Annotated in this window: 7 protein-coding genes and 5 pseudogenes; 7 read left to right on the forward strand and 5 right to left on the reverse strand. The window is 58.1% G+C overall.

Going from position 1 to position 12,091, the window contains the following annotated elements; all coding sequences use genetic code 11:
* The first annotated feature begins 425 nt into the window (after positions 1–425).
* Positions 426–1,435 (forward strand): annotated as a pseudogene (locus tag MKK65_RS29290) (IS481 family transposase).
* A 12-nt stretch (positions 1,436–1,447) separates the two neighbouring features.
* On the opposite strand, the gene MKK65_RS29295 reads toward MKK65_RS29290, so the two are convergent.
* Both MKK65_RS29295 and MKK65_RS29300 read right to left on the reverse strand, forming a co-directional pair.
* The gene (locus MKK65_RS29295; protein ID WP_243961705.1) at positions 1,448–1,999 is read right to left on the reverse strand and encodes an NUDIX hydrolase; all 552 of its coding nucleotides are present in this window, start codon (positions 1,997–1,999) and stop codon (positions 1,448–1,450) included.
* Between the two features lie 69 nt (positions 2,000–2,068).
* A complete protein-coding gene (locus tag MKK65_RS29300) occupies positions 2,069–2,242 on the reverse strand; it encodes a hypothetical protein (RefSeq protein WP_243961707.1) in 174 nt (57 codons plus the stop codon).
* A gap of 1,064 nt (positions 2,243–3,306) precedes the next feature.
* On the opposite strand from MKK65_RS29300, the pseudogene MKK65_RS29305 reads away from it, so the two are divergent.
* The 5 genes and pseudogenes from MKK65_RS29305 to MKK65_RS29325 all read left to right on the forward strand — a co-directional run.
* A pseudogene (locus MKK65_RS29305) lies at positions 3,307–3,860 on the forward strand (transposase); the annotation flags it as partial.
* Between the two features lie 183 nt (positions 3,861–4,043).
* Positions 4,044–5,432 carry a tetratricopeptide repeat protein gene (locus MKK65_RS29310; protein ID WP_243961709.1) on the forward strand — a complete coding sequence of 463 codons (1,389 nt, stop codon included), beginning with the start codon at positions 4,044–4,046 and terminating at the stop codon, positions 5,430–5,432.
* Between the two features lie 5 nt (positions 5,433–5,437).
* The gene (locus tag MKK65_RS29315) at positions 5,438–6,922 is read left to right on the forward strand and encodes an AMP-binding protein (protein WP_243961711.1); all 1,485 of its coding nucleotides are present in this window, start codon (positions 5,438–5,440) and stop codon (positions 6,920–6,922) included.
* Positions 6,922–7,533, forward strand: a complete 612-nt coding sequence (locus MKK65_RS29320; RefSeq protein ID WP_243961713.1) for a GNAT family N-acetyltransferase — start codon at positions 6,922–6,924, stop codon at positions 7,531–7,533. The genes MKK65_RS29315 and MKK65_RS29320 overlap by 1 nt, the downstream gene beginning before the upstream one ends.
* A gap of 19 nt (positions 7,534–7,552) precedes the next feature.
* A complete protein-coding gene (locus MKK65_RS29325) occupies positions 7,553–7,795 on the forward strand; it encodes an acyl carrier protein (RefSeq protein WP_243961715.1) in 243 nt (80 codons plus the stop codon).
* 12 nt (positions 7,796–7,807) lie between these two features.
* On the opposite strand, the pseudogene MKK65_RS29330 reads toward MKK65_RS29325, so the two are convergent.
* Positions 7,808–8,973: pseudogene (locus tag MKK65_RS29330) on the reverse strand (IS630 family transposase).
* A 26-nt stretch (positions 8,974–8,999) separates the two neighbouring features.
* Between MKK65_RS29330 and MKK65_RS29335 the strand changes: the two are divergent.
* Positions 9,000–9,648 (forward strand): annotated as a pseudogene (locus MKK65_RS29335) (IS630 family transposase); the annotation flags it as partial.
* 116 nt (positions 9,649–9,764) lie between these two features.
* Here the strand turns inward: MKK65_RS29335 and MKK65_RS29340 are convergent.
* Together MKK65_RS29340 and MKK65_RS29345 are read right to left on the reverse strand one after the other, a co-directional pair.
* Positions 9,765–10,260 (reverse strand): annotated as a pseudogene (locus tag MKK65_RS29340) (transposase); the annotation flags it as partial.
* Between the two features lie 45 nt (positions 10,261–10,305).
* Complete coding sequence (locus MKK65_RS29345) at positions 10,306–11,334, reverse strand: class I SAM-dependent methyltransferase (protein WP_243961717.1); 1,029 nt, start codon at positions 11,332–11,334, stop codon at positions 10,306–10,308.
* Between the last annotated feature and the right edge of the window lie 757 nt (positions 11,335–12,091).

Consider the following 12,091-nt stretch of genomic DNA (forward strand, 5'->3'; position numbering starts at 1 on the left):
GGTGGCCGCGGCCGGGCTTATCCAAGTCGGACCCAGAGCGACTGCGAGTGTTGGCGGTTGACGGACGCGCAGCGTCGCGAGCACCTGCGCCGCTACGTCTTCCTCGCCTGTATTCCGGCGGCCAAGTCAACGGGCAAACCCTGTTGGCTGACAGAGCGGGCGCGCCGCGCGACTCGACCGCGTGCCCGTCCGACGACGCAGCGCGCTTACCGATCGTCAAAGCCCTGCGCGCAGATCTTGCTCCGGAGATCGCGACTGGCTCGATCGCGGCGCTGTTCTACTACCCATGGGATGGACAGACCGATCGCCTTGGGATCTACGCAAGCGGAGGCCTGACGCCGAGCGGTCGCGTCGCCCTGTCCCGCGACTAGATGTTCAGTCCCGCTGTGTGGTGGTACGATTGATACCGCATGGAGGGACGCGCTATGGGACAGGTTCTCCACGGCTGCGCCACGACGACTGAGACGGTCCGTCGGGCAATCCAAGCTCGTCAAGAGAGCGTAAGAGCCGCCGCCAAACGCTACGGCATCAGCCCGACCACCGTGCAGAAGTGGCGTTCACGTCCGACCAGCACCGATGCGCGGATGGGACCGAAAGGGCCTCACTCCACTGTTCTGAGCCTGGAGCATGAGGCGGTCATCGTCGCCTTTCGACGGCATACCCTGCTGCCGCTGGATGATCGCCTCTTCGCGCTCCAGCCCAGCATCCCGCACTTAACCCGCTCCAGTTTGCACCGCTGCCTACAGCGTCACGGCATCAGCCGTCTGCCGGATGTCGATGGCGACAAGCCGAAGCGCTCAAAGTTCAAGGCTTACCCGATCGGCTACTTCTACATTGACATCGCGCAGGTCAGCACGGAACAAGGCAAGCTCCACCTGTTCGTCGCCATCGATCGGACGAGTAAGTTCGCTTTCGTTCAATTGCACGAAAAGGCAACCCAGCGGATCGCAGCGGCTTTTCTACATGAACTCGTTGCAGCCGTACCCTACACGCTTCACACGGTCCTAACCGACAATGGCATTCAATTTACCGACAACAAACTGGTGAACGAAGAGGCCGAGGCCAAGGCGGCTGCTTACTGGGCCGAGCGGGACGAGCCACGCCTCTATCGCTGGCATTCATTCGCATGGGCCTGCGAGCAGACGAAGATCGGATCGAGCATCGCCTGACCAAGCCGCGCTGCCCATGGACGAATGGCCAGGTCGAACGGATGAACCACACCGTCAAGGACGCGACGGTCAAGCGCTACCATTATGCCGACCACGACGAGCTGCGCTGTCACCCTCAGCTGTTCGTGGAGGCCTACAATTACGGCCGCCGCTTGAAGACCCTACGGGGCCTCACACCCTACGAATTTATTTGCTTGACCTGGACGAAACAGCCTCAACGCTTCAGGCTCGATCCGTCACACCACATGCCGGAACCGAAAATCTAGCAGTTTTAAAGCCTAGGCGCCGTTTTCGAGACGCGCGAGCCCGAGCAGCAGGAAGCCGACGTGCTTGGCGTTGAGGATGGCGCCGGAGATCGCTAACGCGCGCGCTTCCTCGCGTGCTACCCGCACGACAGTGATGTCCTCGCACGCCTCCGGATGCGCGAGACCAGGTACCACGCCCTCGGCAAGGACAAGGTGCGCACGGTTCGACGCCGAAGCCGGTTGAACCCCCAGCGTTACGAGAAGACGGAAGCGGCCATCCCGATACCCGGTCTCCTCGACAAGCTCGCGCTGCGCAACAGCCATTGGGTCTACCTCGCCAGCGTCCATCACGCCGCCCGGCAGCTCCAGCGACATGGTCCTGAGCCCATGGCGGTACTGCCGCACCAAGATGACGTGGTCGTCCCTGTCGATGGCCAGTACGGCCACGAAGTCCGGACGCTCGACCACGTAGTAGGGCGCGAGGACCACGCCGCGCGAAGTAACGCAGTAATCCGCTCGCACCGTGAGCCAGCGATCACGCAGGACATAGCGTGACTGTGTGACGGTCCAAGCCTTGTCTGACATCACGGCTTCCGGCTCGCGGCGGTTACGTCGGAGGTTCCACCTCGCAGCCCGCGTCGCGAATTTCTATAACTACGCGCTCGGGCAGAGGAGCACGGAGATGTTAGCCTTTTTCTGGGCTGAGGTGCCGCCCTCGACGCTGACAACCGCGGCGAAGTCATCGGTCGGGCGGACGCAGGCGATACGCCGGTGGGTCACCTGCGCGACACTCGCCATCACTACGTTGATCAGCTCGACCTGATTCATCCCGCTACTTCTGTCAGAACCAGCTCAACGCGGGCCTGACCGCCCGAGTGCCCGAACTATTGGCGGCGCGATGTCGGGAAGTGCGGGTCGAACACCACGGTCCGGTCTTCGCACGTCTCCCGGCGCTTGGCTGGGAATTGCGGCTCATAGACGTCGGCTGGCCGGTCGCGCCTCTCCGCCTTAGCGCCACGCTCCGTAGTCCGCTCGTTCGTCGTGCCCATCGCGTGGTCCATTCTAATCAGAGACGCCTTTTAGATCTGTAGCTCTCAACAAGCTGTTGCCGACGGACCACACAGCCGCATGCGTCGGGCAGCACATCGAGAATCTGAAGCATTACCACGCTTGGCGGGCGTACCTGCGCCTCTGGGACGCTTCCGTTCGACACCGTCGTGGCTGTGACCGATCTCTCGACAGGCCGAAATATCGATCGAGTTCCGGGTGAACGCCTGAGGCCAGCAACCACGCCTGCATCGCACGCCCAACCCAACGGATAGGGCGGCCGCGGCTGCTCGGCATCCTGCACCTCAACCCGGTCCGGGCGCGCCTCGCCCTCGTACACGCGCGTGGCACAGGCCGCCTGCGGCTTCCCGTTCTGCGCTGATGCCGTGCTGGATTCCGGTGGTCGTGGTGGCGGTCCTCCACCTCGCGACCGACGCCTCGTCCTGCGGCGCGGCTGCGCGCTTACGTCCGCCACCCTGGCCGACCACCGCGAGCCTTTTGGCAGCAGGGCCGATCACGCCGAACGGCAGTCGAGGTAGCGCTCTGCCTAAAATGGATCTGACCTATGCTCGGCATCCTGTTCTGGCCGTGGGCGGCGTAATCGCCTTTCGCGTCGCTCGTCGGCGTGAGCAGAATCGCCTGTGTCGTGGTCGCCTTCCTCAGCGTGATATTCATGCCAGAAAGGCTGAAGTTGCCGTTGATCGCTCTGGGCGCCGCGCTGATCGGCGGCTCCGCCATCTGCCAGGCGGCCGAGGCCAAGGCTGCCGAGCTGAAGACCGAGCGTGAGCGTACCTATCTAGCATTACAGTTGCGTTTTAATCGAGGTTCTGGGGATCTCCGTCACCATGATTCGCCCATCATGGACGTCAGGGACCTCGATCGAGGCGACGCTGGAGCTGTGGGCCACGTCGCTGCGGGCGGTGAAGGTACGCATGCGCCCGCTGTTTACTCACGAGCGGGTCGCGGCCTCGGCCGGAGCATTCCTGGATGGACTTCTCGGCGCGGAGTGGCGCAAGACGGGATGGATGCGGGCGGAAGCCGCGGGCGATCCCGGACCCTGGAGTCAGCAAGCCGTGCTCGGTCGTCGACTTTGCGATGCCGGCGCCATGCGCGACGTAGTGCAGGACTTTGCCCTGGAAACCCGGGCTGACCCGGACGCGGTTCTGGTTCTCGACGAGACCGGCTTCCTGAAGCAGGGCAAGGCCTCGTGCGGGGTGCATCGCCAGTATACCGGCTCCGCCGGCAGGATCACAAACCGTCAGATCGGAGTGTTCGCGGCCTACGCCTCGCGGCCGGTCACGCCTTCATCGATCAGGCCTTGTACCGGCGTCGGCCTAGTCGATTACATCCCGAGTCAAGGCGACCCATGAAAGCAAGCACGGCAACCGCGCCACAAGGTCGCCGATCCGCCTCGTTGCAGACATACAGAGCGTCAATTGAGTGACATGGGAACACCAGATAGGGAAGCCCGGTGCAACCGGCACCTATTTCCGCAGTTTCCAGTTCGTCCCAGACGGGTCGATCCGCGCAACTGTGACAGGCGCCGGCCATCTCCACCAAATGGCCAGAAAGTCGATCCACCTTGTACAGCCTCACTGATGCGGCTTGCAGAGATTCCTTCTCCATTCTAAATGGGCCGCCCGGAACCCAGTCGGCACTTTTCCAAAGGCGCGCCATCGCGGGTAAGGCGGCAGATAAAATGATAGCGAAAGAATATTATAAAAGCATCGAAAATTTGATAGCCCTCTCGAATCTCAGCGGCGCTGAGGAGAGACTTCAAGAAGCATTCGTGAAGTTTCCAGAGGATCCATTTCTGTGGCAGTTTGCTGGTTGGGTAGCTGAAAAACAAGAGGATTGGGTCTCCGCCGAGCAAAGGTGGGGAAAGGTGTGCTCTCTATTCCCGAACGATCCGAAGTGGCTGCAATTACATGTCCAGGCACTTAGGCGTCTTGGACGATCTGGCGATGCGGACGCGCTTTTGCCCGTCATTCCTCAAGATTACTACAAAACCATCGAAAATCTACTCGCGCAATCTGACCTTAGCCGCGTCGAGGATGTTATAAGTGATGCATTGGCGGCCTTTCCTGAAGATCCGTATCTTTGGCAGTGGGCCGGTTGGTCTTCCGAAAGAAGGAAAGACTGGGTCAGTGCGGAAGAACGCTGGCGAAAGGTGCGGTCACTTTTTGCTGATGATCCGCACTGGCTGGGGCTCCACGTACAAGCGCTCAGACGCCTCGGGCGCGCGGCGGAGGCCGATGCGACACTGCTTGAACGCCATGATGTTGAGCAAGATCCTCGACTGTCGATAGAGAGAGTCAAGACAGATTTCGCGTTAGCCGCCGGCGATACTTTAAGAAAAATAGAATCGCTAGGGAGCGGGTGCGAGTTGGGGGTTCTGCAAAGAGAGGTTGGACACGAGCCGTTGGGGTTGCTGCGTTGGACATACATAAAGCCAGAAGGTTTACTGAAGGCACTCAAGATGGAGTTCGCAGGAGTCGGAGAGATCTCGCAATCTCAGCTCGGACGCCTCACTTCACAATCTGAGGATTACTGGTTCTCGGATCGCGAATATACCCTTGGTCGCCATACCTTCGCATCAGTCGAAAAGGAGCCTTCAGGCGTCCTGACTGGCATGTGTCGACAGATCAAAATACTCAAACGCAAACTGCTCGAAGATCTCCGGGAAGGCGAAAAGATATTTTTGTACAAGTGGACCGATACGTCACACTCTGAAGTTGAGAATACTATTATCCAGATACACGATGCATTACAGGAATATGCGAGCAATCCGCTTATCTTTGTATCGCGGTCTGATGGCGTAAATGCACCTGGCAGCGTCAGGAAGATATACGACACGTTATTGTATGGATATATCGCCCACACCGCTGCTTTCGACGGAGTAACGGAAAGTGATTTCGAGTCTTGGCGTAATATTATTGCAAATGCAAATCGCGAATTCATTTCGAGGTAGGAACAATGGATGTGCTTGAGCGCGTACTCTATTCGGCAGCTAAGTACCATGCTTGCCCGGCCATCGTTACCGAATACAACACACTAACTTACGCAGAACTAATCGCCAGAGCGTATGGATTTGCCGCATGCTTCGCCAAATCAGCACTCGATCCCAAGGTCCTAGTAGGCCTACCGCAGAGCGCAGATGCTTACGCGGCAATTCTCGGAGCCGGTCTCGCGGGAGGAATCTATACGCCCCTCAATCTCTCAGCGCCGCCTCACAAATTGAAACGCATCGCGTCGCTACTTCAGCCGGACGTCATCGTAGCGTCTAGCCCCGTCGCTGAGATTCTAAAGGATGCGGCACCCCGCGCAGATCTAATAGATCCAGGTTCCGTGCCCCCGTTATCTGCCGCGCCAGAGATCAGGCCCCGCAATGAAAGAGCGTATATCCTGTTTACATCTGGCTCGACCGGAGATCCGAAAGGTGTCGTAATTCCGCGTGCGGCATTCAACAACTACGTCGATTGGCTGGAGACGTTTAATATTACATCTGAGGACCGTTGCTCGCAGCACGCCAATCTCGCATTCGACATCAGCGCGACAGATATCTACGGAGCGCTCTGCTTTGGTGCATCTCTGCATCCCCTTGTGTCGAACACCGATCGTCTCATGCCGGCACGGATGATCGCACGGGAGGGCATTACAATTTGGAATTCGGTGCCGAGCGTCATCAGCTTAATGATGCAGGGCAGGCAACTAACGTCAAAGAATTTGGCGTCCGTGCGCCTATTCAACTTCATTGGAGAGCCCCTGCTTCCGCAGCAAGTAGAAGCACTCTTCGAGGCTGCACCAAGAGCGAAAATTCAGAATACCTATGGACCAACCGAGGCTACGGTGTCGCTGACCGAACTCCCGCTTACACGAGAAAACCTAAACGACGTCAGTCGGGCGTCAGTCGCGCTTGGTAATCCTATTCCGAACACTGGCCTTATCCTAGTCGGCGGCTCCCATCCTGACGAGGGTGAAATCGTACTTCTCGGCACTCAGCTGGCCGAGGGTTATCTGAATGATCCCGAAAAGACCGCGAAAAGCTTCCGAATGATCGAGCTTGGCGGCCGCAAAGAGCGTGCATATTTTACCGGTGATTTAGCAGAAAGGATCAATGGGAACATTTATTTCAAAGAGCGAGCTGATTTTCAGGTAAAGATTAAAGGTTACAGGATCGAGCTGGACGAGATCGCTGCGGCGATACGGTCTGCCGGCTGGCTTGTACCATGTGTCATCAAGCGAGATGAGACCTTAGTTGCAATTGTTGAGTCTCACTTAGGTATGACCCTCGATGAGGCTTCTTTGCGAGATCAGCTTGCGCTCCTTCTTGAGCCTCACGCGGTTCCGGAGGCGATTTATGAAATAGAGAGAATGCCTCGGAACGAGAATGATAAGATCGACCGAAGGGCGGCGGCGGTCTGGCTCGACAATCATCTTTCCAGAGTCGCTCGGCGTTGATGATGGAGCAGATTTTGGCTCGTTCAGAATTTTCTCTGCTGAAAAGAGAGGAAATCTCGGCCGACGGCAATCGCCGTGACAATTTAGCGGAGCTTGTTCGACTGGCTGCTCTAGATTTTTATTCTATCATTCCTCTACCCGCACACGAGATCCGATGTCTCATTGGTGATCAGCTATCATCTCCCGGCACCGAGACGGAGCATCTCTACGTTGCTCGACACGAAGGAGAAGATGTGGCGCTTTTCAGTTGCCTTCCGGCAGCCGGCCTCGACCGGGTGAGGAGAGAAGTCGCCCTGACGATCATCAGGCGTCTCCAGGGCGCAGGCAAGGCAACTTTCATGACGTCGCTCCAGCGCTACAGTGCGACGATTCAGCCATTGGTAGCTGACGGACTTTACCTAAGTCGCCTCGCAGTAAGTCCTGGCAACCGAGGAAAGGGGTTCGGTGCGATTGCGGTCGCTGCACTGCTTGATTTGGATCCCTCAAAAGATATTTTTCTCCATGTTCGGCGCGACAACACTTCAGCGGTTAAGCTGTACGAGCGCTTTGGTTTTAAAAAAATGGATAAAACGGATTATCAATTTGCATCAATGGTCTTAAGCCGGACTTAGCCCCTAAGGAGCAAACTTGATGACAAGCGAAGAACAGGCCTACGAGTTCCTTTCAGCAACGTTTGAAGACGTATTTGGAAGAAAGGTGGCTGTTCATCCGGACCTCGGCGCGAGAGATGTTCCTGGCTGGGACTCATTCGCTCAGATCTCCATTATTGCGGCCACGGAAGAGCACTACAAATTCGAATTCACCAGCCGCGAATTAGATGGGCTGCGTAATGTGGGTGATTTTGTGAAAGTAGTCCTCGCGAAAGTGAACTAGAGCTGTTGCCGTTTAGGTTGGGTCATAAGCGTCGTATCCGGCGGCGGTGATGTTGTGGCGGAATTCCGCTTGGGTGAAGTCTGCGCAGGCCCGGGCGATGGCTGCCCAAAGGTCTGGGTGGGTTCTAGCAGCACCGGTGCGCAGCAGCGCCTTAAGCTTTGAGAAGGCCTGCTCGATCGGGTTGAAGTCTGGCGAGTAGGCCGGAAGGTAGAGGAGCCGTGCGCCGGCCACCTCGATGGCTTCGCGCACGCCGATGACTTTGTGGGATTGCAGGTTGTCGAGGATGACGGTGTCACCCGGCTTCAGTACCGGGACCAGGGTGTCGGTGACGTAGGCGCGGAAGCGCGCGCGGTTGGTGGCCCCGTCGAACAGGGTGGTGGCGACCAAGTCGCTGGTGCGCAGGGCGGCGGTGACGGTGGTGGTCTTGTAATGGCCCTGGGGCACGAGGAGCCGGTAGCGCTCGCCGCGTGGAGCCCGACCGTAGGTACGGGCCATGTTCGTAGCGGTCGCCGTCTCGTCGATGAAGACGACAGCATCGGGGTCGAGGTCGTGTTGGCTTTCGAACCACGCCTCCCGTGCGGCTTTCACTTCCGAACGCTCCTGTTCTGCCGCGTAGACAACCCCTTTTTACGGGTGATCCGAGGCCGGGCGAAGAACCGCCACAGCCCGCTGACGCTCGTGCGGACACCCTGCTCGGCCAGGATATCACGCACCTCGTGCAGGAAGGCCTGCGGCCGCTCCCGATCGACCTGCAGGATACGCTCAGCGTGCGCTTCGATGGCCGGTGCGGGTCGCTGCCCACAGTCTCGGATCTCGGACTGGTGCCGCTCGACGATGCCGCGCAGGGCCTCGGAAGCATTGACGAGCAGGTGCCAGCGATCCGCGACCTGCGTCGCCGTCGGTGCTCCCGTGCGCGCGGCCTCGGCGTAGGGTCCCGAACGGTCACGGCTGACGACGGTCACGCTCGGATGGGCGGTGAGCCAGTCCCGCACCGGCGCCGACGAGCGGGTGGGCAACAGATCGATGACGTGCCGCCGCTCCAGGTCGCACACGATGGTGCCGTAGGACCGGCCGCGCCGCCACGCCCACTCGTCGATGCCGATTACCCGCGGCGACGGAGACGGTACGGTCCCGCGACGACGGATCAGGCGCAGGACGGTGTCGCCGCTGACAGGCATGGCCAGCCGCCGCGACAACCTTAGTGCGGACCTTCAAGCGCTCCCACGACCCGGCCTTCGCCGAAAAAGTCGAGGATGTCGTCAGTTTTTACATGCAACCGCCCGCCCACGCCGTGGTGCTGTTCATCGACGAGAAGAGCCAGATCCAGGCCCTGGAGCGAACCCGTCCCGATCGGCCGCTCGGGCCCGGGCATCCTGCCGCTCAGACGCACGACTACACCCGCCACGGCACCACGACGTCGTTTGCCGCCCTTCGACGTCCTGGAAGGCACCGTGCTCGGCCGCTGCATGCAGCGCCATCGCCACGGTGAGTTCATCCGTTTCCTCAACACCGTCGAGGCGGCAGTCCCAGCGGGCAAGGCGATCCACGTGGTGCTCGACAACTACGGCAGCCACAAGCACCCGAAGGTGCGCGCCTGGCTCACCCGCCACCCGCGATAGGCCTTCCACTTCACACCGACCTCAGCCTCCTGGCTCAATGCCGTTGAGGGCTTCTTCTCCACACTGACGCGCCGCCGCCTGCAACGGGGCACCTTCACCGGTATCGTCGACCTTCAGGCCGCCATCAAACGCTACATCGGTGAGCACAACCAAAGCCCACGACCCTTCGTCTGGACCAAGCCCGCCGCCGCCATCTTCGACGCCCTCAATCGAGCCCCAGAACCATCCGTCTGAGTCCGTGCACTAGTGCACAGACGAACTCAAATGGTGCACGATCCACGCCGAATTATCAATGTAAGGCAGCGGGTTAGCTTCGTGTCCTTGATGCATACGTCCGCGTCAGTGCACTAGGTCCACGTCCTGGGCAAGTACAAGGCCCAATTGATGAAGGCATGGCTATGTTGTGAGACATAGGCAGCGAACAGGCCAAACTGATGGTTGTTGATCTTGCCGGCCGAGCCGGTATACTGGCGATGCATGCCGCGGCAGGCCTTGCCCAACTTTAGAACGCGGGTCTCGTCGAAGATCAGAACCGCGTCCGGGTCGGCCAGGGCCTCCAGCGCATAGTCCAGCACGACGCTGCGCGGAGCCTCGGCATCCCAACGCCCTCGCCGACCAAAGCCTGCTGACCCCAGGGATCGCGACGTCAGCGGCTTCAGCCCGCATGCAGCTGATCTTGCGCCGCTCCGCGCCGAGCAGTCCGTCTAAGAACGCCCAGGCCGAGGCGGCGACCCGCTCCTAGGTCAATAGCAGCCGCATGCGGGCCTTCACCTCCCGAAGCGATAAGGCCCACAAATCCAGCGTCGCTCCGACTGAAATCCCGGCCGTCAATGATGCGCCAATCATGGCACCGAAGAGAGTTAAAACCACAATAAAAAATTAACCGTAATGCTAGGGTAATAGCCGAGCGTTCTCTCGCAATTTATTTTCTAGGAAGGTCACACGTTGCTCCAAATCTCTCGATAGCGCAATTAAACGTACAACCTCATGGGATTGCCTAGATCCATACTCATTTGCCGTATTTAATGTTTCGAGGGCCCAATGCAGCTGAGCAGACGCTAGTGCATCGGCGTGCCATAGGTGAGTCAGACGTGTAAGGAAGTGAAAAGAAGTTTCGGTTTTTAAAAGCTTTGGAAGCATTAACACTCGATCGGGAGTGACATCGAATGCATGACCGACGTTGAACGCCAAATTTAGGGCGCACTCCTCGTCAGATAATTGGGAAAGATCGGAACGCGTAAGCACCTCGTACAAATTCTTAATACGCCGAAAAGTTGATTCACTCCTGGTTACAAAAGCTATATAATTACTAGCAAATCCTTTTATGTGCACTTCCCCGCCAACAAAATATGCACCCATCTCGTTGGACAGGAGCCATTCCAGCCCTTGTAGGGTTGGGTAGTAAACATGCTCCAAGGAAGAAGAAAACCAAGTGTCGTTATTCGCCCAATCCGAAAGGAGAGGCACCTCCAACAACAGAACGCCATCCTCTTTAAGCAATCTGAGGCATAGCTCTACACCGCCTCTGAAGTCCCTCAAGTGCTCGAAGGTAGCTACGGACGTAATTATGTCAAATTTTCCTATCCATTCCTCGCGTCCCGACAAGGAAAATAGATCGCTGGAAATAACTTGTATGCCCCGCCGAGTAGCTTCCAGTGACGCTGCGTGGTTAGCTTCTATTCCGTACCGATTGAATTGCGTCGGGAGATTAGCAAGGAGATGCCCATCTGCACACCCTACATCTAGAATATCCCCTGAGTCTCGAAGAGATTTTACGCATAATTTCACCCACAACAACGAATGCTCAGCGGTGAATTCATAATTAGAATAGCCCTCCTTGCCTTCGCCATCGCCGGCCTTATAGTAATCTCCTCCGTAAAAAATACTTAGATCTTCGGGAACATTTTGTAGAACTCCCATCCTACACTGGTCACAGCTTACAACGGAGCGTCCGTCTACTCTATCTCTCAGCTGTGAGCAGCTATTATACCCGCATATATTGCAAGAAAACCGATGATCTGCTTGAATGGTCCCCGTCGTCACACTTTACCCCTGGAGTTGCCGCCACCTGTGCTGCGCCGTCAGCTTGGAATTTTAAGCCGACCCGCCTCGGGTTCGTAGCCGCTTTTTGGCTCAAGTCGTTGAGTATACATTAAAGCGATTGGTCGACAAGAGTTGCGGTGAATCGGAGGCTTGGCCTCTCGTATGTGATTCTCTCATGGTTTGTGATTTTGCCCGATCCGCACAGAATTCTCAAGTATATTCAGCTTTTGCACAGTGGATTTTTCGGCTTTGATTTCATGTCTTTCACCGCCGCTGCACCAAAACGATAACCGGTCTGGTCTTAGCGTCGCATGGCCGAGTCTGCTCGTCAGAAATATTGTATGGAAATACTTTACGTTGAGGTTACGGTGCGTAGAAGCACGCGGTTGACGCCGATGCGACAGCTCCAGTGACGCCTCTGATGGCGGTGAGTACATTGGACATTGCGGTGAGTGGGGCGTTCGGTGAGTCTGGTGCTCGGCGGCGTAACCCCGCTGGGCGGTGTAGCGGTGGGAGCACACGCCGCCCGGTGGCCATCTGTCATCTCCCGCACTACGACAGCGCTGCCTGTCAGCGAGATCACGTGCACCACGGCTGCGCGGATTGGAACACCCGGTGGTAAGCGTCTGAGCAC

This window comes from Methylobacterium sp. J-001 (assembly GCF_022829565.1).
GTDB lineage: Bacteria > Pseudomonadota > Alphaproteobacteria > Rhizobiales > Beijerinckiaceae > Methylobacterium.